This window comes from Vagococcus fessus, assembly GCF_003987565.1.
Lineage (GTDB): Bacteria > Bacillota > Bacilli > Lactobacillales > Vagococcaceae > Vagococcus_D > Vagococcus_D fessus.
The window spans coordinates 462,070-488,507 of sequence record NZ_NGJY01000001.1; the positions used below are offsets into that span (position 1 = coordinate 462,070).

The 26,438-nt window shown below is 35.1% G+C and carries 23 protein-coding genes; 6 read left to right on the forward strand and 17 right to left on the reverse strand.

The window, feature by feature from the left end; genetic code table 11:
- Positions 1 to 165: 165 nt before the first annotated feature.
- The 4 genes from CBF31_RS02315 to CBF31_RS02330 all read left to right on the forward strand — a co-directional run bounded on the left by CBF31_RS02315 (position 166) and on the right by CBF31_RS02330 (position 3,986).
- On the forward strand, positions 166 to 1,128 hold the full coding sequence (locus CBF31_RS02315; protein WP_126830576.1) for a sugar-binding domain-containing protein: 963 nt from the start codon (positions 166 to 168) through the stop codon (positions 1,126 to 1,128).
- A 144-nt stretch (positions 1,129 to 1,272) separates the two neighbouring features.
- The gene (locus CBF31_RS02320) at positions 1,273 to 1,872 is read left to right on the forward strand and encodes an MptD family putative ECF transporter S component (protein WP_170167844.1); all 600 of its coding nucleotides are present in this window, start codon (positions 1,273 to 1,275) and stop codon (positions 1,870 to 1,872) included.
- The gene (locus tag CBF31_RS02325; RefSeq protein WP_126830581.1) at positions 1,860 to 2,522 is read left to right on the forward strand and encodes an energy-coupling factor transporter transmembrane component T; all 663 of its coding nucleotides are present in this window, start codon (positions 1,860 to 1,862) and stop codon (positions 2,520 to 2,522) included. The genes CBF31_RS02320 and CBF31_RS02325 overlap by 13 nt, the downstream gene beginning before the upstream one ends.
- Positions 2,523 to 2,540: 18 nt before the next feature.
- A complete protein-coding gene (locus CBF31_RS02330; protein WP_126830583.1) occupies positions 2,541 to 3,986 on the forward strand; it encodes an ABC transporter ATP-binding protein in 1,446 nt (481 codons plus the stop codon).
- 14 nt (positions 3,987 to 4,000) lie between these two features.
- Here the strand turns inward: CBF31_RS02330 and CBF31_RS02335 are convergent, their stop codons facing one another.
- From CBF31_RS02335 to CBF31_RS02370, 8 genes are all read right to left on the reverse strand, one after another.
- The gene (locus tag CBF31_RS02335) at positions 4,001 to 4,741 is read right to left on the reverse strand and encodes an HAD family hydrolase (protein ID WP_126830585.1); all 741 of its coding nucleotides are present in this window, start codon (positions 4,739 to 4,741) and stop codon (positions 4,001 to 4,003) included.
- A 48-nt stretch (positions 4,742 to 4,789) separates the two neighbouring features.
- Positions 4,790 to 5,416: a DUF1648 domain-containing protein gene (locus tag CBF31_RS02340; RefSeq protein WP_126830587.1), complete on the reverse strand. Its 627-nt coding sequence runs from the start codon at positions 5,414 to 5,416 to the stop codon at positions 4,790 to 4,792.
- 1 nt (position 5,417) lies between these two features.
- Positions 5,418 to 5,681 carry an autorepressor SdpR family transcription factor gene (locus CBF31_RS02345; RefSeq protein ID WP_126830589.1) on the reverse strand — a complete coding sequence of 88 codons (264 nt, stop codon included), beginning with the start codon at positions 5,679 to 5,681 and terminating at the stop codon, positions 5,418 to 5,420.
- A gap of 128 nt (positions 5,682 to 5,809) precedes the next feature.
- Positions 5,810 to 6,304, reverse strand: coding sequence for a cysteine hydrolase family protein (locus CBF31_RS02350; RefSeq protein ID WP_126830591.1), 495 nt, complete (start codon positions 6,302 to 6,304; stop codon positions 5,810 to 5,812).
- A gap of 36 nt (positions 6,305 to 6,340) precedes the next feature.
- Positions 6,341 to 7,510 (reverse strand): CynX/NimT family MFS transporter, encoded by a 1,170-nt coding sequence (locus tag CBF31_RS02355; RefSeq protein WP_126830593.1) that lies wholly within the window; start codon positions 7,508 to 7,510, stop codon positions 6,341 to 6,343.
- 103 nt (positions 7,511 to 7,613) lie between these two features.
- Positions 7,614 to 8,921 (reverse strand): hypothetical protein, encoded by a 1,308-nt coding sequence (locus CBF31_RS02360; RefSeq protein WP_126830595.1) that lies wholly within the window; start codon positions 8,919 to 8,921, stop codon positions 7,614 to 7,616.
- 289 nt (positions 8,922 to 9,210) lie between these two features.
- Positions 9,211 to 9,531 (reverse strand): DsrE/DsrF/TusD sulfur relay family protein, encoded by a 321-nt coding sequence (locus CBF31_RS02365; protein WP_126830597.1) that lies wholly within the window; start codon positions 9,529 to 9,531, stop codon positions 9,211 to 9,213.
- 120 nt (positions 9,532 to 9,651) lie between these two features.
- The gene (locus tag CBF31_RS02370) at positions 9,652 to 14,571 is read right to left on the reverse strand and encodes a MucBP domain-containing protein (RefSeq protein WP_126830599.1); all 4,920 of its coding nucleotides are present in this window, start codon (positions 14,569 to 14,571) and stop codon (positions 9,652 to 9,654) included.
- Between the two features lie 250 nt (positions 14,572 to 14,821).
- On the opposite strand from CBF31_RS02370, the gene CBF31_RS02375 reads away from it, so the two are divergent.
- Positions 14,822 to 16,297 (forward strand): helix-turn-helix domain-containing protein, encoded by a 1,476-nt coding sequence (locus tag CBF31_RS02375; RefSeq protein WP_126830601.1) that lies wholly within the window; start codon positions 14,822 to 14,824, stop codon positions 16,295 to 16,297.
- A gap of 13 nt (positions 16,298 to 16,310) precedes the next feature.
- On the opposite strand, the gene phoU is transcribed toward CBF31_RS02375, so the two are convergent.
- The 8 genes from phoU to CBF31_RS02415 form a co-directional block, all read right to left on the reverse strand.
- Entirely contained in the window at positions 16,311 to 16,967 is a 657-nt protein-coding gene (gene phoU / locus CBF31_RS02380; protein ID WP_126830603.1) for a phosphate signaling complex protein PhoU, read from the reverse strand.
- Between the two features lie 9 nt (positions 16,968 to 16,976).
- Positions 16,977 to 17,726 (reverse strand): phosphate ABC transporter ATP-binding protein PstB, encoded by a 750-nt coding sequence (pstB, locus tag CBF31_RS02385; protein WP_126830605.1) that lies wholly within the window; start codon positions 17,724 to 17,726, stop codon positions 16,977 to 16,979.
- Positions 17,727 to 17,741: 15 nt separating this feature from the next.
- Positions 17,742 to 18,512, reverse strand: coding sequence for a phosphate ABC transporter ATP-binding protein PstB (gene pstB, locus CBF31_RS02390; protein WP_126830607.1), 771 nt, complete (start codon positions 18,510 to 18,512; stop codon positions 17,742 to 17,744).
- A 15-nt stretch (positions 18,513 to 18,527) separates the two neighbouring features.
- Positions 18,528 to 19,409, reverse strand: a complete 882-nt coding sequence (gene pstA / locus CBF31_RS02395; RefSeq protein WP_126830609.1) for a phosphate ABC transporter permease PstA — start codon at positions 19,407 to 19,409, stop codon at positions 18,528 to 18,530.
- A gap of 1 nt (position 19,410) precedes the next feature.
- Positions 19,411 to 20,325, reverse strand: coding sequence for a phosphate ABC transporter permease subunit PstC (gene pstC / locus CBF31_RS02400; protein WP_126830611.1), 915 nt, complete (start codon positions 20,323 to 20,325; stop codon positions 19,411 to 19,413).
- Positions 20,326 to 21,180 (reverse strand): phosphate ABC transporter substrate-binding protein PstS family protein, encoded by an 855-nt coding sequence (locus CBF31_RS02405; protein ID WP_126830613.1) that lies wholly within the window; start codon positions 21,178 to 21,180, stop codon positions 20,326 to 20,328.
- A 112-nt stretch (positions 21,181 to 21,292) separates the two neighbouring features.
- The gene (locus tag CBF31_RS02410; protein ID WP_126830615.1) at positions 21,293 to 23,047 is read right to left on the reverse strand and encodes a sensor histidine kinase; all 1,755 of its coding nucleotides are present in this window, start codon (positions 23,045 to 23,047) and stop codon (positions 21,293 to 21,295) included.
- Position 23,048: 1 nt separating this feature from the next.
- Positions 23,049 to 23,759 (reverse strand): response regulator transcription factor, encoded by a 711-nt coding sequence (locus tag CBF31_RS02415; RefSeq protein ID WP_126830617.1) that lies wholly within the window; start codon positions 23,757 to 23,759, stop codon positions 23,049 to 23,051.
- A gap of 206 nt (positions 23,760 to 23,965) precedes the next feature.
- On the opposite strand from CBF31_RS02415, the gene CBF31_RS02420 reads away from it, so the two are divergent.
- A complete protein-coding gene (locus CBF31_RS02420) occupies positions 23,966 to 24,412 on the forward strand; it encodes a hypothetical protein (protein WP_126830619.1) in 447 nt (148 codons plus the stop codon).
- A gap of 32 nt (positions 24,413 to 24,444) precedes the next feature.
- Here the strand turns inward: CBF31_RS02420 and CBF31_RS02425 are convergent, their stop codons facing one another.
- The gene (locus CBF31_RS02425; protein ID WP_126830621.1) at positions 24,445 to 26,382 is read right to left on the reverse strand and encodes a MucBP domain-containing protein; all 1,938 of its coding nucleotides are present in this window, start codon (positions 26,380 to 26,382) and stop codon (positions 24,445 to 24,447) included.
- Between the last annotated feature and the right edge of the window lie 56 nt (positions 26,383 to 26,438).

Below are 26,438 nucleotides of genomic sequence, written 5' to 3' on the forward strand. Positions count from 1 at the left end.
TAAAAATAAGTTAAATATTTTTCAATATTATAAATATCATTATAAACTTTTTTCTAAAAAAGTAAATAATTATATTTATTTTTTAAATACTTTAAATAATCACACTACAAATTTTACTCAACATTTGCTATACTATTACTAATCTGAGAGAAAAGAAGTGATTTTATGGACAATAATCTTGATAATGATGAACTACTAGTGAATCTTTCTGAAGATTACTATTTAAAAAACATACCCATTACTGACTTAACAAAAAAATATAATTTAAGTCGTTATAAAATATTGAAAAACTTGGAACAAGCAATTGATAATGGCGTTGTAACAATCACAATTAATTCTCCCTTTACAAGAAACAAAGAATTAGAGTCTTTCTTTAACCGCCAATTCCAAACAACTGTTCAGGTTTTGAAAAATACAGAAAATATTACCGAAGACGACGGTCACTTTTGGGACTTTTGTGCCAAAACAGTTCAATCTCGTATTGATCAATCCAAAACTGTGGCTCTATCTTGGGGAGACAGTGTTTACAAAGTCATCGAACAATTTAAAAATGAAATTCGTGAGGACTTAACCTTTACTCAGTTTATAGGTGAGGTGGGAAAATATCACTCACTTGCAGGCTCGTTAAGATTGGTCCAAAAAGCAGCTAGTAAGTTTGAAGCCAATTACTTAACCCTTAGCGCACCGCTCTATGTTATGAATGATGACGTTCGTGAACTACTCGCTCTTGAACCCATTATCAATACAACTTTATCTGCAGCTAAAAAAGCTGATTTACTCTTAACAGGATTAGCAACTCCTAGCTCTATCACAAGTGTTGACGCTTGGAACCAAAATAAAGAACTTGTTTTTGGTCCACAATTTAATGAGGCTATTGGAATGGTGTACGGACGACCCTATGATAGTAATGGACAATTTTTAAATCAAACACACGATAAAACATTTGGATTAAGTCTTGTGGAAATTTTACAGATACCAAACCGTATCGCAATTTGTAATAATAAATTTAAAGCTAATGCTTGCCTTGGTGCACTAAACGGTAATTTCTTTACAGATATGATTATCGATGAGAAAACGGCTTTAAAAATTATGCAACATATAAAACGTGGTCATAATTTATCTAATTAAAAAATTATAACCAACAAAAAACGCCTACTTTAAAAAAAGCAGACGTTTTTTTGTATTTCACAAGCCTATCAACTGATATCAGTTCTCATTTGTGATAAAATAGATAAGGTAAGATTAGACTTAAAAATGAAAGGAAATACCGCAATGAAACTTAATTTATCAACAAAAGATTTAATTACTACTGGTGTTTTTTCTGGTTTATACTTTGTAATCGTTACAATTATAACCTTCAGTTGCATGTTCTTGTTGCCTGGTCTAGGTAATTTCTTACTACCTAGCGTCTGCGCACTTCTTGTAGGCCCAATCTATTTTGTTCTTTTAGACCGTGTTCCTAAGTTTGGAGTTATCACTATTCTTAGTTCTGTAATGGGTGTCTTCATGCTTTTAACTGGTCATTTCCCATTATCATTTATACCAAATTTTCTATTCGGTATTTTGGCAGATTGTTTAACACATATAGGGTCGCGTAATAAAGTTAAAGATTTAGCTGGCTATATTTTATTCAGCTTTGGTTTAATTGGACCCTTACTTCCACTTTGGTTTATGAAAGATCAATATATTAACGATTTAGTTCGTCGCGGAAAAGATACGGTCTATATCGATCAAACTTTTAGTTATGTTAGTAATAGCTTTTTAGTTATTATCATCTTACTTATTCTGTTACTTTCAATTGTCGGTGGATTATATGGACAAAAAATGGTGAAAAAACATTTTAATAAGGATGGTCAAGAATGCCTGGATTAATTTTAGACCCTCGTATCAAATATTTTTTGATTATAATTGGCAACCTGGCCTTTCTATTGAATCTATCGTTTACAAAGCAAGCACTTTTAATCGGAGGTCTTGCTTTTTTATTGCTTATAGCTAAGAAATACCGAACCCTTTTTACAACACTTTTCGTCATACTTGTATTGGTAATTCTCTATACGCTTACTTCAACCTATCATGATTATTTTTTCGCTAGTGCTGTAGCGGCATTTTCACTGGGGTTAATTAAACTGATGCCTACCATGATGGCAGGGATCTATCTAATTAAAACTACTACCGTATCAGAATTAATCTTATCACTCGAAAAATTAAGAGTACCCAAAAAGTTACTCATCCCGCTTTTAATCATGATACGATTTATACCGCACTTTCTAAGCGATGCAAAATCTGTCTATCACAGTATCTGTCTTAGACTTAGTTCTAAACCATTTTTTAAACGTTTTTCATGGGAAGCCTTCTTAATCCCACTATTAAACTCTGCTATTACAAGTGCTGAAGAATTAACACTAGCTGGCCTTTCTAAAGGGCTAGATAGAACTAACCCTCGTACACAACTTCAAAAACTACAGTTTAATTTACTTGATGTCTGTGTCGTAATAGCATCAGTCATGCTTTTAATTCTATAAGTACAGAAAGGAATCGTTATGATAGAGATTAAAAATATGGTCGTCCAATTTAACAAAAAAGCTCCCGTACTCTCTATTGAGAAACTCACTGTTCCTAAGGGGCAATTTGTTGTTATTTGTGGTAAAAGCGGCTGTGGTAAAACAACATTGACTCAATGTTTAAATGGCTTATTACCTATTAACTACCCTACCGCTTTATCAGGAAAATGTTGTGTCGCTAATCAAGAACTAGGGAAAAGTAGCCTTAATGACTTTTCAGAGTACATCAGTTCAGTCTTTCAACAACCTCGTACACAATTTTTTACAACACAAGTAGACGATGAACTTACATTTGCTGCTCAAAATCTAGGTCATTCTCCAAAAGAAATCATAGAAAAAAAAGAAGAAGCCATTTTACTATTTGATTTAACCCCACTTTTAAAACAATCAATGTTTGATTTGTCAGGTGGTGAAAAGCAGCTTGTAGCCTGCGCTGCTGCTTACATTCAAAATCCGAAACTTATTGTTTTAGATGAACCCAGCAGTAACCTTGATTTTGAAAACACAAAAAAATTAGCAGTTATTCTTAAAAAAATTAAAGAAAAGGGAACAACTATTGTTATTTCGGAACATCGTCTCTCCTACTTAAACGAATTAGCTGACCGCTATATTGTATTAGAAAACGGAAATATCACTCACGATTTAAGTATTGACGAATTCAAAAAACTTGGTGAGAACTACCGAAAAAAAATTGGTCTTAGGACCCTTGAACCCTCTCATCTAGCTATCAGTTGTAAAGAAAATGTCGCTACTGATACTAAACTAACCGGAAAACAGCTGGTAACAGGCTTCTCTGGTAAACCTAACGTTATCTCTATTGAGGACATCAACTTTAATTCAAATCAAGTGACAAGCCTAATGGGTCATAATGGTGCTGGGAAAAGTACTCTAATCAATTCGCTATCTGGGTTAAAACGATTTAAATATGGTGAGGTTTACCTTGATGCTAAGAAGTTAAAAAAGAAAAAACGAATAAAACAATCTGTTATGGTCATGCAAGATGTTTCCCTACAATTCTTCTTTGAAACAGTCAATCAAGAATTACTATTTAATGCTCCTGATAAAAACAAGGTAAGTAAAGCCCTTGCATTATTTGACCTGAAACACCTGCTTAATCACCATCCTAGAACTTTATCTGGTGGAGAAAAGCAACGACTAGCTCTTGCGACTGCATACCTTTCAGACAAACCTATTGTTATATTAGATGAACCCTCAAGTGGATTAGATTATTACCACCTTGTTAAAGTTGCCTCAGCAATAAATGAAATAAAAGAAGCTGGGAAAATTGTGATACTCATTACTCATGATTTAGAATTACTAGCACTGACAACGGACTATATTATAGAGTTAGAAAAAGGCTCTATTACCTCAGAGTACACTCTTACTAACAAAAAACTAAACCAATTAGCAGATTCTTGTCTCTAAAAAAATAAGCCCCCCTATAATTGGGCGCTTATTTTTTTTAGTCTAGTATACAATTCATCATAAGAGGTCACATGATATAAATCACGATCGCCCTCTTCAACTAATTGTTTCTTTTTATTTAACCAGATTGGCGTGACAAAACTATTCCACGCTCCTAAAACATCATTCTCATAAGAATCTCCTATATAAAATATAGCCAAATTTTCTAAATTATGTTCAGATATATAATACTCAAACAATTCTTTCTGAGGCTTTATCCACGGTGTATCAGCTGATACTAAAATACGGTCTGAATTAATTAACTCTGACAGCTGCAACGCTTCTAGCTTATCGCGTTGTTGTTTAGAATAACCATTTGTAATGACCCCGATAAAATGACCTTCTTTTTTTAATTCGGCTAGACACTCTCTCATACCGTCTGCCAACACAAGATTGGACTGTTCCTTTTTATAAAGGCTATCGATACTATTGGTGTCTTCCTCAGTTAAATCAAAACCAAAATCACGAAAAGCTAGACGGACACGTAAACTATCATAATAAAAACGTTTCTCAGGATATTTTTGAATGGTTTCAAAATTTTGATCCCCATAATAACGACTTTTGATATAAATCGAACGTAAAATCGAATCTGGTATTGACGAGAGTTCCTCTTTTCCTCGATAGGTTTTTAAAAACAATTCGAACCCTTGTTTAAAAATTAGAAACTGATCGTATAGCGTATCGTCCAAATCAAAAATAAAAGCTTTTCTTATCATAATGCCTCTCCTTACACACCTTATATTACTTAAAGTATAACATACTGACTATTTATCTTCTCTCATATAGTAAAGACTCACTACTAAACTCACACCAACAAATATAATTACAACTGCCGCTGATACAATCGGAGCAAAGAAAATTGACACTACCATTAGTAAGCCAACTATCATAAATATATACCCCATCAGTCTGTTATATTTTTTCATAACAGCCGGTGATTTGACTTGTCTAAAAGGTCGATTACTAGAACTATAATCGCCACGTGTTTTAGGTAAATAGTTACCGATAATCATAAACATGATTCCTAAAATTAAACAGATAACAATACGAATATCTACAGATTTATTTAGCCCAACAGCCAGTGTTAAACCGTAAACAAAAAAACTTAAAATTGGAATAATCCATTTAAAAATATAATCAACTTTTGGTTTATAACCAGCTTCTTTTTTTCTATCACTCATAATACATGTAAACAATTGGACTGCAGCCATCCCGATTGGTAATAAAAATAAAGTAACATTTTTACCGGCAAATCCATCTGCTACATTATTAATATCAAAATGTATCGCCATTCTTTCAGGTAAGTCTTCATAAAAATATAGTCCTGCCCCTATCGGTAACAGAGTAACCAATGTTGTAATTATCGCTGTTTTCCAATCTACTTTTTCCATCTTAGTTTCCTCCTAAACGTTGAATCCACATTAATACATCCTCAAAAACTGATAGATTCAACTCATAATAAATAAAATTTTTCTCTTTACGTTTCTCAATCAGTCCCGCTTTTTGTAACTGCGACAAATGATAAGATACCGTAGCATTCGTTAAATCGATACGTTCAGCGATATCACCTGCTGATAAATCGCCACCTTTTAACATTTCCAAAATCTGTCGTCTTACTGGATCAGAAATGGCTTTTAGAGTCTCTGACATTCCCATAGTTTTCTTACTCCTTTCTATTTAGAAAATACTCTAATTAGATAACTTTCTAAATAGAGTTTACCACTAAGAATATAAAAAAACAACACCTATTTAGATTTTCATCTAAATAGGTGTTGTTCCTACTATTAGTTATTTAAAAACCAATTACGCCAAATATTGTCATGATGAGCAATAATCTGTTCAGCAGCTAATAACTCACTATCTGAGGTTGTGTGCAAGCCAGGTGTTACATAACAGCTATAGCCACTTCCTTGAGCAAAACGAACAGCTGTATCCACACAGTACTCTGTCTGCGCCCCACAAAATTCAATTGAATTTATTTCCTTTTCTTTTAAAACATCTAAAAGAGTCGTGTTATAAAAAGAATTCGCTGTATCTTTATCAATATAACTATCTGTTGGCTCATTCTTTAAAACTGAAAATAATTCCCATGGTTTGCTACCTTTGACTAAATTTGTTTCATTAAAATGCTGAACAAAAATAATAGCCTTATTCGCTTCACGATATAAGTCAATTCGATCATTCACACCTTTTATAACTTTATTTAACCCATATAAGGGTGCTTCTAACGTATGAACACCTCTTTGTAAATCAATGACTATCAATGCATCTTGTAACATTCTACACCTCACTCAATTATAGAAGAATACCATAATTTATAGTTGTTTATTTTGGGATGATTTTAACCCTACTCCTAATAAAATAACAGATAATGCCAATAAAATAAAGAGCGGAGATAACCAACTATTTGTTAGATCATGCAACATTCCAAACATCAATGGCCCACAAGCTGCAAGTAAATAACCAATCGCCTGTGCCATACCCGACAATTCAGAAGCTTGATGTGGACTTGATGTTCTCAAACTAAAGAACATCATAGATAAACTGAAGCAAAATCCGCCACCATTTCCAATCAAAGCAGCCGCAATATAATTAATAACAACTGAATCTGAAACTATAATACCAACCACACCTGCAATGATGCTACCAACACCTATAATAACTAATAGGTACTGTTTTTTTACCTTTGTAGTTAAAACTGGGACAAAAAATGTAGCTGGAATAATAAACAATTGTAAGACGGTTAAGATTAGGCCCGCACTTTCTGCCTTAATTCCCTTATCTGACAAGATTGCAGGTAACCATGCTGCTAACGTATAAAAAACTAAAGATTGAATTCCCATAAACAAACTAATCGCCCACGCAAGTGACGAATGCATAAGTTTAGTTGATTCTTCTTTACTTATCGATAAATCAACTGTTGTCTTAGTCCTAACTTGTGGAAACCAGACACATGCTGTCACAAGTGAAAGTACCATCCAGATGGCTAATGCTCCTTGCCACCCCATTCCACCTATCTTTGAAACTGGTAGGCTAATACCCGATGCTAATGCTCCAAAAGTCGTCATTGCAACAGAATAGGCTCCCGTCATCATGCCAAGTTTATCTGGAAAATAACGTTTTACCATACTGGGTAATAACACGTTACCGTGCGCTATTCCAATACCGATAAAAACGGTACCGAAAAATAAACTGAAAGTTGATCCTAGCGAACGAATCACGATTCCAACCGTTAAAAATAATAACGCAACAAATAATACACGTTCAATGCCAAAACGTTTTTCAATTTTGGGCGCAAGCATTGAAAATACTGCAAATGAAACTAAAGGAGTCGTTGAAACTAAACCTGTTAATGTTCCATTTAAATGTAGCTCATTACTGATTTGATTAACCACAGGGCCTACTGAAGTAATTGGCGCCCTTAAATTCGTTGCAATCAATATAATGCCCAGCATTAATAAATACTGCTGTCTTTTTTTTGTCATTCTCTTAATTCCTCCTTAAAAACTCAACTCTATGACCTTAACACAAAGGAATTAAGCGGGTCAATTGTTTGAACTCAAAAAAAAATACCGAAAATTCGGCATTTTAATTTGCTTCATCCATTTTAAGTAATGCTAATAATGGCAACATTGATCGTGATGAAAAAACAGAGTCCGGTTGGTCTGATTTTTCAAATGTTGAATTTAAATCATACGAGTTATTTACTTTTAGTTTGCGACCAAAGTAGCCCTCACACTCTTTTGTTGTTTCAGGGCAGCTACGCTGATCTTTCTTCAAGTAGTCATACAAAATTTCATCTACACTCGATTCATTATTAATTTGTGTCACATAAGAGAAATATTTTTTGCGAGAATTTTTATACTGCAATTCTAATGCAATTGGGTACAATTCAATCAATGCTTTCTCATAGTACAAGTGACAATACGCTATTAATGCATCAAATTCAGAACTCGATAGCAATTGCTCACCATTCAAAATACGTCTATAAAGTAAGCCTACTTCACGATGACTAGTTAAACCTAAGTCATTTATAAAGCTATAAATTTGAGCGTACTCTTCAATTGTAGGGATAGATTGAGGCGTAGGGAAAGCTTGAGGCTTAACACCTAACACTTTAAGTTGAGAAGACTTCAAACGAAGGGCACGTTGATCTGTCAAAGCCTCAATTGTTAAACATTCTAAGGGGATCCCACGTTCATAAGCAACTGTTGCTTTATGGTGACCATCTAAAAGCCCTCCTAAAAATCCAGTAAATGACATAATCAGCCCTCTACCTAAATACGCTTTATTTCGATAACTTTCTAAACATTTATCTGAAATAGTTTCTTCATTTTGAGTCGGTAACATGTAGGCCAAACGTTTGTCAGCAAAAATAGCATCTCCCTCAACTGAACTATAATAGGTATCTGCAGAAGCTTTTAATTCTTTAGTTTTTATCTCTGACGAAAATAGCTCCTTTTGACCATAAGTTGGAAAGATGGTTTTTAAAGAGATTTTATAAAAACCAGATGCTAGCATTCCAAAAATACCTTCATTTACTTTCAAAAGATCATCAAAAGTCGCCTCTTCTTCATTCATCATCATACGATAATCATCCGACTTGGTAACAATACGTTCTGGATTAATTAGATTCGCATAATCTTCTATAGATTTAACAGCTGTTTCATCCGCATTTGCATCAGACTCTGCTAAAAGAACTTTTGTGCCATTCAACTCTAACGATAAACCTTCTTCTCCATCAATTTGTGTCGCAGTTGTTTTTAAATGTCCTAACCCATTTTCAACCTTGATAATAACACTATCACTCATCAAATTTAAATCTAATTCTTCTCCATATGAATCATAATTCAAATATTGAACTTTTGGTTTTTTCTTTCCAAATAACTTAATCACTACTAACAACTCCTCCTAAAACAAATATAAACCTTTTTTAATTAACATTCCTTTTATGTACAAAAAATCCGAGTGAATTTAATTTTTTATATTTTTTTATCACTATATAAATATAACACTATATAACGCTCATACATTGATTTAAAAATACCATTTGCTACTTTTATTGTCAATGCGTTTAAATACCGTTCAATAAAAAAACTTATTATATATTTTAAAATAGTCACAAAAAAATAGAAGAACTTTTTAAGTGGTGAAAAAAAGTCCTTCCTTAGCTCATCTTTCTACGTTAGAAAGTAATCGTTTTATCTGCCCATTCCACCATTTCAACGCAATCAAACATTGTAGATATTGGACATACCGATTCTTCTTCTAACTGTCTTGATTTAAGACATGTTCCACAAGCTAACAGTTCCCCACCTAATTTTTCAAAACGTTCCATCTGCTCTTTAACATTATAAACATCATGTTCTATAAGCTCGCATTCAACTGCTTCACTCATCAAGAACACTTTCACTTCATGCTTTTTCTCTAAAGATGCACACGCAAACCTAAAACCATTCCACGCTTTTTCTGGTTCTTTTGTTTCAATCATAATGCCAAATTTCATAGCTGACACGCTCCTTTGAGTAATTATAGTGTTTAGTTTAACACAACACTGTCCTCATTTGGCTCTTTTACTAACTTTTTACAATTAAACCCACAAAAAAAAGAAGCCAGTGGCTTCTTTTTAATCTTTTTTGCGTGATCGTGCTGATTTAACATATATAAAACCGACTCCTGCTACCACAATACCACCTAAGATTGTAGCAATAACACCTGACACCCTATCTTCTCCAGTTTGAGGTAAAGCATGACTGTCTTTTGTTTTTCTTTCAATTACCGGTCTCTCTATTACTGGTTTTGGACTTGTAGGTTTTTTAACCGGAATATTGGGTCTTTTATCTGGTTTAGGTTTAGCATCGCTTTCCTTACTATAGATAAACTGGACCTCTTTATCCTTATCTCCAATAACCATCTCTAACTCTGTTTTTAATGTGCCACCCTCATTCAACGGGGCATCTGTACCATCTATCTTAACTGCAATTAGTTTAACTGACTCTTTTAACTTAGCAGATTTGGCACGTACTTTTTCTCCAACCCTTCCATTTAAAACAACAGTTGGCGCATATTCTGAACCCTCTTTCATAACATGTGTTATTTTAATTTTATGTTCTTCAACTTCTGGTGTTGGCTCTATTGGCTTTGGTCCATAGATGAATTCAACAGTTTGAGTGGATGCCGTGATAGTCATCTCTAACTCTTTATCATCACTTTTATCCAACAACTTATCGTTCAGTTTAATACCTACTAATTCATCACCTTTTTTAGGCTTAATTGGTTTAGGATTAACTTTATCACCAATTTTTCCACTCAATTGTGTCGCTTTAGCGTATTCCTCACCGTCATTATAGCTGTACATTACTTTGACAGGCTGCGCATCTAATAAAGGTAATTCTGTAATTAATTTAGGACCGTATATAAATATAACAGATTGAGCTGTCGGTTTTATTTTAAGTTCTACCGTATCATTGGTTTTAACTACTTGCTTATTAACCAAGACGCCTACTAAATCATAGCCTTCTTTTAATGCGCTTGACTTAGCTTTAACGGTGTCACCATTCTTCCCTTCAACTACTGTTGTTTTATCATATTCCTTACCATCTGATGTCATATGTTTAATGGTAATAGGTTGAGCTGTCACCTCTGGTAATTCGACAGTAGTGTCCGGTCCATAGACATAGGTTACAGATTGTGCTTGAGCTGTCACCTTAATATCAATTGTTTCTGATGGTGTTACCCATTTATCGTTAACCTTCACACCTACTAATTTGAATCCAGTTTTTAATTTAGCTTGTACTGTAGTTAAAATGTCTCCAATAGCGCCTGTTTTAACATCACTTTGAGCATACTCTTCACCTGTAGTTAACACGTGATGGACCATAACGGGTTGACTCTCTAATTCTGGTAGTTCTACAGTTAAATCTGGCCCATAAACATAGGTTACAGATTGCGCTGTACCTGTTAAAGTAAGATCTGTACTTTCAGTTGGTTCTAACCAGTCTGTATTAACTTTAACACCTACAATACGGTATCCTTCTTTTAATGGTGCTGCTTTTGTTGTTACTTGTTCTCCATTTTTTCCTGTCAGTATTTCAGTTTCTGCATATTCTTTTCCTTCTGTTGTAACATGTTGAACACTTACAGGTTGAACGTCCAATTCAGGTAATTCAATTGATAATTTGGGTCCGTAAATAAAGACAACACTTTGTGCACTCCCTGTGACTTTAACAGACACTGTATCTGATACTTTTTGTAGGGTATTATTTACTTTTATCCCTACTAGTTGATAACCTTCTTTTACCGGAGCAGCTTTAACATCAAATACTTTCCCTATTTTTCCTTCATACACTTCTGCCTCAGCATATTTTTTACCCTCAGTTGTCATATGAGTAACCGTTATTGGTTGCTCTGTTAACTCTGGTAACTCAATCACTAATTTAGGTCCGTATACAAATTCTACCTTCTGTTCAACTTTAGTAATTTCTAAGTCCAACGCTTCTTTTACGCCAACTTCCTTACCGTCTACTTTGACACTTACTAATTGGTAGCCTTCTTTTAATGGAGCGGATTTAACTGTTATTTTTTCTCCCGCTTTACCTTCCATTTTTTCAGCCGGTGCATACTCTTCTCCTGTTGTTACTTTATGAGTGACAGAGATAAATTCATCTTTACCTTCTACTGAAATTCCTGTTTTAACAGCCTCTGTAGGAACCAATTTATCAGCTGCGGCCGCAACAGTGAACCACGCTTTTTTCACGTCCCCTACTTTTAAATCCCAAATACTTTCAGGAACTGCCATTTCAAATAGGACACGACGAGTGCTTCCTGCTACCCACTCTTTATCTTTCTTATCAAAAACTACTTTGAATGATTTCATCTCAGAAAAATCTTTAACCTCAGATTCACTCACCCATTTTGCAGTCTGACCTTGAATCGGATTTTTAATAGGATCTTGGTCTGCATAATCTGTGTTGGCATCCAGTTCACCTACAGTATTAGGATTTTTAGTTGTGCTATAAAATACACTGACTTTATTTTTCCAATCTTCAGGTAAAGTAATCGCCTTTTTCAAACTTAACCCAAATTCAGACTTTCTCTCTTCACCTGTAACCAATGTAGAATCATTTAGTGATGGAACACTTCCCATTAGTATAAAATCATCAAAAACTTCCGATGATGTTTTGTGAATATCCATTACACCTGTCACTGTATCACCTAAATCGGCTTCATTTATTCCTTCAGTAACTGATACATTTTTGTTATTGAAGCTTGTAGCTATAATTAATGCTTCATCTCTAACAGAGGCATATTTTTTATCATTTTTTAGTATAAATTCTTTTGTATCGCCATCTTTATCAATATCAAATGTATCTTCAACTTTTTTTGTTCCTAGTTCTTGACTTGATTCTGGCACTTTTACTTTTTGATCTTCTTTAATCGTTGTAAACAACTCAAAGTTCAATGTTTTAGGTGCTTTGTCAACATCAACATGAACAGGTAGTGATTCTGTCAAATCAGCTTTCGGTACAATACGTTCTGCATCCCATTTAATATCAACTAACTGTTTTCCTTTACCTTGGAAATCATTTTCAATTACTTTGATTGAGTGAGATAAGTCTTTAATAGCAGTTTCATCCAATGTTACACCTTTTGGTAACGCCACAAAACTTTCAAATGGTCCTTTAATTGTGGCTAAACTAGATTCATCACTTACTAATGAAACTTGAACTTTATTATCACCAGAAATAACCGTTTCATCTTCCGCTGTTTGGGTTAACCCTACAGTTGTATTGATAACTTTATCATCACCCTCTGGATAAGCAATAACATTTGCTGAACGAACACCCATATACCCTAACCATTTGTCATTTCCTGGAATATAATCATTAGTTAAAAGATCAAATACACCTTTTTCACTGTATTTAAATATAGCTCCTTGACTAGAAAAACGAACACCTTGGGCTTGGACAGTTGCATGATTCGTAATCTTTCCAAAATACCCTTTTTCAGGTGTTGTTCCAAAAGCAACAGTTGGACCATACATTCCAGCTGGAGCGTAATTGAATTTCAACATGATTTTGTCAACTTTTTTACCTTCTTCAATCCCTAATACTTTTGGCGTATAATTATTTCCAGGTTTCACATCTTTATAATTAGGCTTCGTTCTAAAATCAGCTTCATCTGCATACTTAACATATAAATCATAGTTAGGTTGCTTCAATAGAGGGACATTTTCTGGATACGAACTATTCGGACGGTAATCAGCGCCTCCCGCTGCAAATCCTGTGAAATCTAAATGTTTATCTAACTCATAGACAACTGTATAATCTTTCATATCATTAGTCAGATGAGGACTATTGGTCATACCTGATGTCAACATAACTTGCCAATTAAGCTGAGCACCTTCATAAACATCAGGATCCGGATTATTCGATTGTGTTGATACATTACCATGTCCATCTAAAGCACCACGATGAGCAATCGCGTAAACCCCACCCTCTGTAATTGGGGGAGGATTTTTTTTATCATCTGGTCCTACCATTAAAGAGCCGTCATGGCTAATTGATTTAAACTCGCCACCTACAAATGTGGCAGACGCTGTAAGACTTGTCATTAATGACTCAAAGACTTTTGCATCTTCGGCTACTTTCAATCTTAAAGAAAAATCATGCCCTTGTAACACGCTATCTTGTTTTCCTTGTTCCTCATAAGAAGGTGCGGGTAAGACCCAAGTTAATTCTTGTTTGCCTTGATTTGGACTACCAGGCGTATCAATCACATTAACTGTCGGTTTTGGCTGATTGTTTTCCATTGAAACAAAAGTCAGACCTTCATCTAATATTAATTTGTAAGTAAGATCAGTTCCTTCTTTAATATATTCTATCCCTTGTTTTGCTTTCGGACTTGTAATATTAAAATTCCAAACTGCTTCTTCACCTGGAGCTGGGATTTGTACTTTTGAATCATCTCCAACTTTATGGCTAAATTTATTTGTTAATGCAAAAGTTGCTTCACTCAAAATTGTAATAACAGCTGTATTAGTTTTAGAGGCCTTTCCATCTATTTCAAGTTCTCCATTAACTGACAATTCTGTACCATTTGGTGTAAAACCGTTTTTGGTTTTCAAACTCAATTTTTTATTCACCGAAATACCTTTTGTCAGCTCTTTAAACTCATAACGAAGTGTGCCATTTTTTAGAACAGGCGTTACTTCTCCAATCGTTAAATCGTTTAAAGATGTTGCTAATTCAGCTTTCTCAGGTAGATTGACAACGAGTGTAACCGTTGATGCTTTAACTGGCTTAGAAATATTTAGCTTTAATCTAAATGGGGCGACTTCCCCCGCTAATACTTCTTTTACCTCACTCTTTAAACTTACTGAATTTAATGATAAGCTTTTTTTATCTTTAGTTTTCGTTCTACTTTTTCGTTCTAAAGTAGTGGCGTTTGTTTTAGAATTTACACTAGTAGCTAGGCTTACCGACGTATTCACTATAGGTGCAGAAACCAATAAGGCTGCATAAAGCATATAACTGTATTTTTTCATTTTTTTCTCCTAATCTAATCATCTTCTATAAAAATAGTATACCGATAATTAACCACCTATTTTTTTTAATTTTTATATAAAACACTTAAAAAAAAACAGTTTTTTATAATTATGAAAATGCTATCTTAACATTATTGTTTAACAACTTTTTTTTGTTCATAATCGTTCGTTTTAAAGTTGAATATTGCATACATTTATACTAAAACTCATGCTAACATAGACCCATAAACTAAGTTGGAGGATATAAAACATGTTACTGTCTTTATTTATCAAAAAAAATGAACTAAAAATACTCGAATTAATTAACCAGTTGAGTTTTTCGGAAACCTTAGATCAATTAACGCTTTTAGAAGAACTTAATATTACACGCACTTCCCTCGCTCGCTATATTACAATAATAAATGACCAGTTAAAATTAGCTGACTTTGACCATTCTCCAAAGATAGTGCGTTCATCCGGCGGATTTCATTTAACCTATGAAAAAGAAACTAATTTTGCCCCTTCTGAAGCTCAAACCAAACACGATATGATCATCATTTTTTTAAATTATTTTTTACAAAATTCCTATAGCTATTTTATCGTTAAAACATTGATACTTCATCAAGAGGTATCCTCAAATAAACTGATAAAAGATATAGCTATTTCTCAAAGTTATTTGGCAACTGTCATTAAAAAAACAAATGAAAAATTAGCTCCTTTAAAAATACAAATTTTACAACAAAATAAAAAAACGACCCTAACAGGTAGTTTTCCAAACATATTAGCCTTCCAATACTTATTTCTAGATTTTTACCAAAACTACGGGGGTGCAAGTTCCGCAGAAGATGCTCTAAATACTAGCTACTCCACAATGACATTTGAAGACTTAGTAACTAATACGCAACTCTTGCATGACTCTTTAAATTTAGAAAATCACGATTTAACTTTCTTTTTAAATTTATTCTATAATACACTGAAAAAGAATAGCTCTATTCGTGATAAACATTTCTATAAATATCTATCAGATAAAGCTCTTAGAAATAGTAGTTTTTACATTAAGCAGTTTCTTACTGAGCAAGTGTTAACCCCTCAGGAAAAAAACACATTAATAAAAAAATTGAACAGTGGCGACTCTGTCCTATTAGCTCAAGCCCATGAAATCAGCAAGTATTTCCAACATATTACGGGCCTATCAAACAATAAAGAAACATTATTTTTTGATATTTTATTAAAATTAGTCAACTTAGCATTGTTTGATATGACAATGAATAAAGTCATATCTGATCCTGTCCTAGTTCACACCTATCACTTAGAAACCTTGCATGATTATTACAAAGATGAAGTAGATCTATCTCATGATACGCGCCTACTACTCGAAAATAATATGTCCTTTTTCAATATATTATTAAATAACTTTTTCCAATATGATTACACAACAACTTTAACACTGGCTTTTGATATCAAACAAAATGCCTTTCTTACAAAACACCTGACATTACTCGTATCTAAGTTGTTTGCAGACTCTGTTAAAGTGGTACCAAAAACAGCAAAACAAATTGACCTTTATATTTCTAATAAATTTAACTTAGCCCCACCTGCTGAGCACTTCTTTTATTTTGCAAATACATATACTGAAGAAACCCTAGAAGATGTCACTCGTTCTATCACAAAATTATTTATCAAAAAAGTTATGACAGAAAAAAAATTAGCCTCAAAACTAGCAAAAGTCCCACCTATAAACAATTAGGTAGGACTTTTTCTTAATTCAAATCAATCATATCTCCTGTTTCTCGGTAGACACTCCACTCACAGACATTTGTGATGTAATCCCCAATTCGTTCTAGATAGTGACCAATCTTTTGATATTCCGTAACAGTTAAGATACTTGCTGGTTCAACCGTCATCTTCTTCACACTAACATCATAAAAATGCGAGTAAAGAGCTGCGACTTCTTGGTTATGGCTGGCTATTTCTTTTGCAAAAGAGGAGTCTCCTTTAATAAAGGCCTCGATGGCTTCCTCACCCATACTATAAATAATATCTCCTACTGCTAGTAATTGTTCTTCAATTTCCGGATAGCGCGGTTTATCTTCTAATAACAACACAGCTTTTCCAATACTTGCCGCATGGTCGCCAATTCGTTCTAAATCCGAACTGGCTTTCATCACAGAAATAATTTCTCGTAAGGCTTTACTAACAGGTTGCTGTAAGGCAATTAATTCGATACATTTTTTATCAATCTCTAACTCTTTTAAATTTACTAATGAATCACCTTCTATTACACTTGTTGCTAATTTTAAATCACCTTCTTGAAAAGCTTCAAGGGATTCTTTAACAGCCTCATTAACTAAACTGGACATTTCAACCATTGCTAAATTCACACGATTCACTCTTCTTTCAAGTCTATCTTGCATCATGACACGCTCCTATTCTAATTTACCTGCTAAATAATTTTCCGTTGCTTTCTTTTTAGGATTTAAAAAGACTTGTTTCGTTTTACCTACTTCTATTAAGTCACCTTTAGAGAAAAAGGCGGTGTAATCTGAAATACGAGCTGCTTGTTGGAGATTATGTGTGACCATAATAATGGTATGGTCTTTTTTTATTTGATCCAACATATCCTCTATGGCTTTAGTCGAAATCGGGTCCAAAGCACTGGTAGGCTCATCCATCAAAATAATATCGGGTTTCATAGCTAACACTCTTGCCATACAAATACGTTGCTGTTGTCCTCCTGATAATTTATCTGCCCGTGTTTGTAGTTTATCTTTAACCTCATCCCAAATGGCAGCTTTTTTCAAACTTACTTCAACCGCTTCATCTAATACTTGCTTATCCTTAATCCCGTCTACTCTTAGACCATATACCACATTCTCATAGATTGAAAATGGAAAAGGGTTAGGCTGCTGAAAAACAAGCCCAACTTTCTGTCTAAGAGAGGTTACTTTCGCATCTGGTGCATAGATATCCTTACCATTTAAAGAAACCCGTCCTTCAACTCTAACAGAAGGAATTAAATCATTCATACGGTTTAATGTTTTTAAAAATGTCGATTTTCCGCATCCTGATGGCCCAATTAAAGCCGTTATTCCTTTATCAGGAAAATCAAGAGAGACTTCTTTTACTGCTTTTACATCTCCGTAATACACGCTTAAATTTTCTACTCGTAATGACATGCCATTCTCCCTTCCCTAACCAAAATCACCAGTTATATAATCATTTGTCAACTCTTTATCCGGGTCTGTAAAGACCTTGCTTGTTGGATTATACTCGATAAGTTCTCCGTATGAGAAGAACGCTGTATAGTCGCTTAAACGAGCAGCCTGAGCTAGATTATGGGTCACCATAACTATTGTGTACTGACTTTTTAGTGAATCTAATGTCATTTCAATTGTTTTAGTTGAAATTGGGTCTAAAGCACTGGTTGGCTCATCCATCAATATAATATCAGGCTCCATCGCTAAAACTCTTGCAATACATAACCGTTGCTGCTGCCCACCTGATAAGGATAAAGCACTTTCCGAAAGTTTATCTTTAACTTCCTCCCATAACCCAACTTTAATCAAGACATCTTGAACGATTTCCTGAAGCTTTTCTTTATCATGTAAGCCGTGGCGTTCTAGTGGAAATGTAATATTTTTTTGAATACTCATTTTAAATGGATTTGGCTTTTGGAACACCATTCCTATTTTTTTCCGTAAGACATATTGATTAATAGCACGTTGATTGATATTGATTCCTTGATACATGATTTCTCCAGTTACGCGTCGGCCTTCTGCCGTATCATGCATTAAGTTTAGTGATTTAAGAAAAGTAGATTTTCCACATCCAGAAGGACCAACCAATGCAATAATTTTATTTTCAGGAATTTTCATTGAGACCTGTTTTACTGCCTCAAACTCGCCATAAAAAACTGATAAGTCTTTTGTTTCTAAGACATAGTCCGTTTTAGTTTCATCCATTACCTCATTCGCTCCTTATCGTGATAACCTTTTTTCTAATAATTTACCTAAGACTTTTGCTAATGTATTAAATAACAAAATGATAATGACTAATACTGCACCCGCTCCTGCTGCAACAAGAGGACCATCTGGCATTAAGCCTTCACTGTTTAACTTCCAAATATGGACAGCCAACGTTTCGGCTGGTCTAAAGATATTAAGGGGACTTGCTGGATTCATTGGGTTCCAAACTGTAAAATCTAAAGCTGGTGCACTTTGTCCAGCAGAGAAAATCAAGGCTGCTGCTTCACCGAAAACACGTCCTGCTACAAGGACCACTCCCGTTACAATCCCTGGTATGGCAGACGGAACAACAATTTTCATGATCGTTTCAAATCGGCCTAAACCTAGAGCTAAACCACCATCACGTTGCGCTTCATCCACACTTCTAATCGCATCTTCCACCATACGTGTTAAGAAGGACAAGTTTAAAAGTGAGAGTGAAAAGGCTCCTGCGATGACTGAAAAACCAAAGTCAAACTTAACAACAAAGAGTAAGTAACCGAATAACCCAATAACAATTGAAGGAAGTGAACTCATAACTTCAATCGCCATTCTGAAAAAGCGAGTTGTTCTTGTATCCTTCGCATACTCTGCCAAGTAAATCCCTGCTCCTAATGAGATAGGGATACAAATGATTAACGTTAAAATCATGATATACAGTGAATTAAATAGCTGAATACCGATACCGCCACCTTCTTCAAAGGCTTTAGAAACAGATGTTAAGAATTCCCATGATAAAGCCGGTGCTCCTTTTGCTAAGATGTAGATTAAAAATGTCGCAACTAACGCCACCACACCTAGTGTAATGGCACTTAAAAAGAACGTATTTAAACGGTCTAACTGTTGTTTTCTCATATTAAATCGCTCCTTTCTTGCTGATACGTTTGATAATTAAATTAAAGACAAGTGACATTGTTAGGAGAATTAAAGCTAACGTCCATAACGCGTCATTTTCAAAAGTTCCCATGATTGTATTTCCCATTCCTAATGTCAGAACACTTGTTAACGTTGTGGCAGGTGTAATCAAACTATCAGGCATTACGACTGCGTTCCCGATTACCATTTGAACGGCTAAAGCTTCACCAAAAGCACGAGCTACACCGAAAATAATTCCTGTTAAAACACCAGTTTTCGCTACAGGCAACGTCACGCGATACATAGTTTGATAATTCGTTGCACCTAGAGCTAATGATGAATGCTTAAGATGAGCGGGCACACGTTTAAAGGCGTCGACTGTCATACTAATAACAGTCGGTAAAATCATCAGTGCTAATACTAATCCTCCTGCTAATATCCCAAAACCACTCCCACCAAATTGATTACGAATGAAAGGAACAATAACAGATAATCCTACAAATCCATACACTACTGATGGGATCCCTACTAATAACTCTAAAATCGGTTGTAACACATAACGCCCAATTTTAGGAGCAATCTCTGTAATATACAACGCCACGGCAATTGCAAAAGGCGTCACAATTAGCAAGGCTAACAAGGTAACTGATAACGAGCCGGCTAACATTGGTAGGACACCTACTAAACGTAAACCGTCGGCTCCTGTTTTACCCGGTGACCATTTTGTCCCTGTAAAGAATGAACGAACACTCACCTCATCATTGAAAAATAACGGTAATCCTTTGCTACTAATAAAAATAAAGATGGCTAACACTGCTGCCGCTAAGGCAATAATTGACACTAAGCTAAGACTGTAGCCGAATTTTTCACGTTTAGATTTTGGGGATTGCTCCAACAACTCATGCTTTTTACTCATCTACTTTTGACCTCCTGCTAACGGAATAATTTCACCCGTTTGTTTACGTTCGACTTCCATCTCTGAAATCGGAATATAGCCTAATTTTTTAAATACCTTTTCTTGAATAGGTTGTGATAAGACGTATTCGATAAATTGTTTTGTTTGGTCACTTGGGTCTTTTTGCGTGTACATATGCTCATAAGACCAAATCTTCCATTCATTTGTTTTAATCGTGTCCGTTGAAGCTTTGACCCCATCTATTTTTAACGGTACGACTTGCTCGTTGATATAAGGGATTGCCATGTAACTAATTGCTCCTGGAGTTTGCCCAACAATCTCACGTGTCATCCCATTCGCTTCTTGTTCTTGGCTTGGAATGACCTCTTGATTATCTAATCCGTATTTTTCAAAATTCACACGCGTTCCGCTTCCTTCTGTACGGTTCACAACTAAAATAGGTAGATCATTTCCACCTAGCTCTTTCCAATTTTTCAACTGACCGGCAAATATTGCACGTAATTCTTCTGAGGTAAGTGAACTCACCCCATTTTCTTTATTGGCAACGGGGACTGTTCCTACCACTGCTACTTTATGATCAATTAGCTTATCGCCATCAATTCCTTTTTTCTCTTCTGCGAAGACATCCGAATTCCCAATCTCAACAGCGCCTGCCTGAACTTGGCTCAAGCCCGTCCCACTTCCGCCACCTTGAACATTGATAACCATTCCTTTATTGGTCTGCATAAAATCATGCGCGACCGCTTCGATTAACGGTTGAATAGCGGTTGATCCTACAGCTGTTGTTGAGTCAGGTTTTGCGCTACATCCTCCCATTACAAACGCTAATGCTAGTACTAAACCAAGTTTTTTCACATTTATACCCTCCCACATCTCTTATTACTGTCTTAACTATACAAAAAGGATGTAAAAAGTTAGCTTGTCTTTTGTAAAATTAGTGTAAAAAAAAAGTGTAAGGATAATTTCCTTACACTTTTCTTGGGAGTTTTACCGTCATACAGGTCCCTTTATTCAGTTGACTTTCTAATTCCAATTCACCCTCTAATTGCTCGACTAACTCTTTTACTATTGCTAGACCTAAACCAGTTCCTTTAATATCACTGGTTCTTGCTTTATCAACTCGGTAAAAACGTTCAAAAATACGTTGCTGTTCTTCCGGAGCTATCCCCATGCCATTATCGGAAACAGCTAGCATAACCTGGTCTTCATCTCCGCTTACTTGTATTTGGATCTTGCCTTGTTCTGGTGTGTACTTAATGCTATTACTCACCAAATTATCAACCAAACGATAGACTTTATGATAATCTAAAATAACATCTGGTGATCCGTTTAAATCAAATACAAAGTCCAATTGTTTTTTCTTTAAGGTTAACTCATATTTCTTTTCCAATTTTTCGACTATCGTTACAAGGGAAAATTCTGTCGCTTCATTTTTAACACGGTCAGTTAAACGAGATAAACTTAATATATCTTCTATTAAATTCTCTAAACGTAAGCTTTCATTTAAAATGATTGTTAAAAATTCAGTTGCCACAGTCGGATCATTAAGCGCCCCGTCAATCAGTGTTTCACTAAACCCTTTAATGGCTGTCACTGGTGTTTTTAGTTCATGAGAAACATTACTTATAAAATCATTTTGATGCTTCAAGACATTTTGAATATCTGTAATATCATGAAACAGTAACATCAACTGATGAGTCCCATGACCTTCAGTAATAGGTGTTATTTTAACATCATAGTACCTCTCATTAATCGCCATATTTTGACGAATTAACTCCCCTGTTTCAAAAACTTTTTCAATCGGTTCAAATAATTCTGCTATCGGGATATGCTGGACATAATCGGTACCAAGAACAGATTCATTCCAATCAAAAATCCGGGTAACAGTTGGATTGGCCATGACAATCGTGCGACTTGGCGATAATAACATGACCCCAATATTAAGTTGGTCGAGTAATTCCTCAAAACGCTTCTCACTCAAATAGAAATCCTGACTTTGCTGTTCCATCTCTTCAGCCAAATCGCGAACAATTCGTCCTAAAGTTGAATAATGCCCATTCTCCATCAAAAGATATTGACTTGTATAACGTTTTTCTTGTATGCCAATTAAGGCATCTGTAATTTCTTTGTCTTTACGGTTTTGGTAGTACAACACATTAATCACTAAAACAATCATCAGTAATACAAACATACCAAGTAAACTTAGTAATATTTTCTGAAAATAGTGAACGTTCTTGGTGAAGTGCTTCGCGTTTTCTGACAATCGTAAAATCCCTGCCAAATCACCTGATTTTGACTTAATAGGAATGGCGATGTAGTAATAATTTTCATGCAGGGTTTGGCTTAATCTAAGATCAGCTCCTAAACTCTCTCCATCCATAACAGCTGCTATTTCTGGTCGGTTCGCATGATTCTGTTCGGACTCAGTATCTAATGTTTCCCCTGTATCAAAAACAACGCGCCCCTCCGCACTTAAAACTGAGATCCGTTGCTTATTCTCTTTAGCAATCGCTCGAATAATAGCTTGCTGGTCTTCAGGTGGACTTACAGCCCAATCCTGTATCGCAGTAGCACGTAAAATAACATTGGCTTCATCTAACATTTCATATTTGTGCTGGTCATAAAGTTGGTGTGTCACATAACGATTACTGAAGAAATAACTGACACTAGCCATCAGCACCAGCACTACTAAACCCGTTATTAACTTTCCTTTTTTCCTCATACTAGTTCGTACCACTTTCAAATCGGTACCCAAAACCACGAACTGTTTTTAGAAGTTCTGGCCTTTTCGGGTCTTCTTCTATTTTTTCGCGGATATTACCTATATGCATGTCTATACTACGAGTCCCGCCAGTCAGTTCTTCCATACCTAAGCCTTGAATCAGTTGTTCACGGCTGATAATTAAGCCGTTATTTCTCATGAAGTAACTCAGGATTTTAAATTGTGTTTTAGTTAATTCCAGTACCTGTCCGTCTTTTAAGATTTGATGCTTTCGTTCTTCTAAGACCAAACTTCCTGTCACCAATCGGTCATCTTGCTTGGTATCAGACGCTTGAAGAGGCTCATTACTAGACTCACTTCTTCTAATCACCGCTTTAATACGTGCCTCTAACTCTCTCGTACTAAATGGTTTTGTTATATAATCATCTGCTCCTAATTCTAAGGCTAGGACTTTATCCAATTCATTGTCTTTTGCTGTTAAAATAATCAACGGTGTTTTTTTACCCGCTTCACGTAATTTCTTTACAATCGCCATACCATTCATAGACGGTAACATCAAATCAACCAACAAACACTCATAAGAATTTTCTAAGGCTTTTTGATAGCCAACAGCTCCATCTGTAGCCGTTTCTACCTCAAAACCTGCTGTTTTTAAATTATAACTAAGTAGCGTGACTAATGAAGGTTCATCTTCAATAATTAATAACGTCATTCTCTTCTCTCCCTATCCACTAAATCTCTCTACACTCATTATTACCAATGAAAGGGCATAAAGCAACTTAAAACCTTTAATAATCTATCTTAAATCAACACTTTTCTTTCTAATCAGTCCCTAGACCGATTGTGAACTTCACAAGTCCATGTTACTATTAATTTATAAGTAGAACTGTTTCTAATACAATATAAAGGGTGATTTTTATGAAACAAAAATTAGTAAGTACCATTTCAGCATATGTAATCGGGATGATTTCAGCGATTTCGATATGGACCGTAGTAGATGTCTTCACTGCCTTACCAGGTGAAAAATTAAGTAATTTACCTATAGGCTTTGTATCAGCATTATTATGGAACTTTATTGGACTTGTTCCTTACTTTGCTTACTTTATTATTTGGATGCTACTCTTTGTCGCTATTACATTAAAACTTAATTTGGGACCACTTAAAGAAGCGATTAGCATTGGACTATTAGCTATCTTTTCGATCCTAACTCCGATTACATGGGGATATATTTCTAACTTTAAATATGAAGAAGGCTACCTTAACTCAATTAGACAATGGGGTATACCAATTCCTGTCATTTTACTTTGTGGCGTTGCCGTAGCGATCATTTCATATGCATTAGCAACAAAATCAAAACAAAAATAAAAGCTTCCTCAGTCGAGGAAGCTTTTTCTATGCTATTTATTTTTTTTACGGTAACCTATCACACCTAAAACTGCTACGACAAGAACAACTCCTGCTCCAGCAATCCAAGGTTTTGCCTCTTCTCCTGTTTGAGGTAAGATGCCTTTGCTACCTGATGATGCATTAGAAGATGAACTCGGTCCTTTAGCTAGACTTGATGTCCCATTTTTCTTAGAAAAGTCAGGAAGTTTACCTAATTTACTAGTATCAAGTGATTTTCCTTTTGGTAAGGATAAATCCAATTTAGATTTATCTGGTTTTGGAAATTCTACTTTGGGAAGTGAGGCTTTTGGAAAATCAAACTCTGGTAACTCTATCTGTGGTAACTTGCCTGCCTTAATGTCTTTTTTCTTATAAACAAGCGTTGTTTCTTGTGACTCTTTACCAATCGTCATTGTACCGTCATTATCAGCTTTTACAAACTTGTAACCTATAATAACAGGTTGATGTATTTTCACTTTACGACCCACACGACCTTTAATCAAACGGTCATCACGAATTGATTTCCCATTCTCATCCACATAATGAACCGTTATTGGTGTTCCCTTTTCACCCAGTCCTAATCCAATGTGTTTTTCTTTATAAGTAAGAGTAATCGATTGAGCTTGATCAGTCAGTACCATATTAAGGTCTTTATCCGCCTCGACATACGTGTAACCTAAAATAAAAGGCACACGTATTTTTACAGCTTTATTTTTCTTGCCTGTTATCTCACGTTCTGTTCTAATTTCCTTACCATTTTGATCGACATAGTGAACGGTGATGGGTTCACCTTGATTTTCTTTATCCCAAGGTAAAATAGAACGGTATGTTAACGTAATTTCTTGAGCTTCACCCGTATGTGTCATCGCTAAATCTTTATCCGACTCAACAAAACGATACCCTAAAATTGATGGTGTACGAACTGTTACTTTCTTGCCGTTTTCACCTGTTAAAACTTTATCTTCTCTAATCGAGTTTCCTAATGTATCCACATAATGAACCGTAATAGCTTTCCCTGCTGCTTCTGGGTCAATCGGTTTCATATCCACTACTTTTTTATAAGTCAAAGTAATTTCTTGTCTTGCATCAGTAATGGTCATCTCTAATGCTTTATCCGCTTTATCAAACACATAGCCTTCAATCTCAGGAGTATTAATAGTTACTGCTTGGTTTAAATCGCCTTCAACAGTATCTGACATTTTAATGCGTTTCCCTTTTGAATCCACATAACGAACACGAATGGGTCTGCCTGATTTTATTGGTTTTTCCGGCTCTTCGCCTTCTACTTTTTTATATGTTAATGTCACCTCTTGACGCTCTGTTCCATAAGTCAATTCTAACTCTTTATCTGACAAAACAAACTCATAACCTTTGATTTCATCTGGAACTATCGTTTCTTTTTGACCTAATTCACCACGTAACGTCGTTCTTAATTTAATACGTTTACCTGCTTCATCTTGGTAACGAACCACAATCGGTCTACTTCTTTTCAAACGATCTGTCGAGGCTGTTGATTGGTTGTCTGAAGACGATGTACCTGCTTCGCTTTCAGAAGTTAGCGGAGCTGTTTCCAAGTCTTTTAGACTTTCTCCCACTTTTTCAATATCCGTTTGAACGTCTTTACTTGCCTTGCCTAAATCTTCTAAGAACGAGCTTAACCCTTTACCAAAATCCGAATCCTCTGGGTTAGTCTTACGACTAGGTATTTCTCTTTCTTCTGATGGTTTTTCCGATTCAGTCGTTGCCGTTGTTTCAGAATCCTGCGTTTTAACCGTCAACGGTCTATCTAATTCTTTTTCTGATAATTTATGCAAACTATCAAAGATTTTTCCTATTTTTTCAGAATCACGCTCAGTACTTTCATTTGTTTCCGCTGCAACCCCAATAATAGGTTGTGCCAATTGCATCATCAGTAAGCCTGATATTAATAAGCTACTATATTTTTTCATCTATCTACACCTCTAGTTTTATTAGCTACATTTATTGTCGCTTATTACTTTAATAA

What these genes read in the sequence shown, in the direction of transcription:
- CBF31_RS02315 (WP_126830576.1), top strand. Translation starts at nt 166, where the DNA reads ATGGACAATAATCTTGATAATGATGAACTACTAGTGAATCTTTCTGAA.
- CBF31_RS02320 (WP_170167844.1), top strand. Translation starts at nt 1,273, where the DNA reads ATGAAACTTAATTTATCAACAAAAGATTTAATTACTACTGGTGTTTTT.
- CBF31_RS02325 (WP_126830581.1), top strand. Translation starts at nt 1,860, where the DNA reads ATGCCTGGATTAATTTTAGACCCTCGTATCAAATATTTTTTGATTATA.
- CBF31_RS02330 (WP_126830583.1), top strand. Translation starts at nt 2,541, where the DNA reads ATGATAGAGATTAAAAATATGGTCGTCCAATTTAACAAAAAAGCTCCC.
- CBF31_RS02335 (WP_126830585.1), bottom strand. Translation starts at nt 4,741, where the DNA reads ATGATAAGAAAAGCTTTTATTTTTGATTTGGACGATACGCTATACGAT.
- CBF31_RS02340 (WP_126830587.1), bottom strand. Translation starts at nt 5,416, where the DNA reads ATGGAAAAAGTAGATTGGAAAACAGCGATAATTACAACATTGGTTACT.
- CBF31_RS02345 (WP_126830589.1), bottom strand. Translation starts at nt 5,681, where the DNA reads ATGGGAATGTCAGAGACTCTAAAAGCCATTTCTGATCCAGTAAGACGA.
- CBF31_RS02350 (WP_126830591.1), bottom strand. Translation starts at nt 6,304, where the DNA reads ATGTTACAAGATGCATTGATAGTCATTGATTTACAAAGAGGTGTTCAT.
- CBF31_RS02355 (WP_126830593.1), bottom strand. Translation starts at nt 7,510, where the DNA reads ATGACAAAAAAAAGACAGCAGTATTTATTAATGCTGGGCATTATATTG.
- CBF31_RS02365 (WP_126830597.1), bottom strand. Translation starts at nt 9,531, where the DNA reads ATGAAATTTGGCATTATGATTGAAACAAAAGAACCAGAAAAAGCGTGG.
- CBF31_RS02370 (WP_126830599.1), bottom strand. Translation starts at nt 14,571, where the DNA reads ATGAAAAAATACAGTTATATGCTTTATGCAGCCTTATTGGTTTCTGCA.
- CBF31_RS02375 (WP_126830601.1), top strand. Translation starts at nt 14,822, where the DNA reads ATGTTACTGTCTTTATTTATCAAAAAAAATGAACTAAAAATACTCGAA.
- phoU (WP_126830603.1), bottom strand. Translation starts at nt 16,967, where the DNA reads ATGATGCAAGATAGACTTGAAAGAAGAGTGAATCGTGTGAATTTAGCA.
- pstB (WP_126830605.1), bottom strand. Translation starts at nt 17,726, where the DNA reads ATGTCATTACGAGTAGAAAATTTAAGCGTGTATTACGGAGATGTAAAA.
- pstB (WP_126830607.1), bottom strand. Translation starts at nt 18,512, where the DNA reads ATGGATGAAACTAAAACGGACTATGTCTTAGAAACAAAAGACTTATCA.
- pstA (WP_126830609.1), bottom strand. Translation starts at nt 19,409, where the DNA reads ATGAGAAAACAACAGTTAGACCGTTTAAATACGTTCTTTTTAAGTGCC.
- pstC (WP_126830611.1), bottom strand. Translation starts at nt 20,325, where the DNA reads ATGAGTAAAAAGCATGAGTTGTTGGAGCAATCCCCAAAATCTAAACGT.
- CBF31_RS02410 (WP_126830615.1), bottom strand. Translation starts at nt 23,047, where the DNA reads ATGAGGAAAAAAGGAAAGTTAATAACGGGTTTAGTAGTGCTGGTGCTG.
- CBF31_RS02415 (WP_126830617.1), bottom strand. Translation starts at nt 23,759, where the DNA reads ATGACGTTATTAATTATTGAAGATGAACCTTCATTAGTCACGCTACTT.
- CBF31_RS02420 (WP_126830619.1), top strand. Translation starts at nt 23,966, where the DNA reads ATGAAACAAAAATTAGTAAGTACCATTTCAGCATATGTAATCGGGATG.
- CBF31_RS02425 (WP_126830621.1), bottom strand. Translation starts at nt 26,382, where the DNA reads ATGAAAAAATATAGTAGCTTATTAATATCAGGCTTACTGATGATGCAA.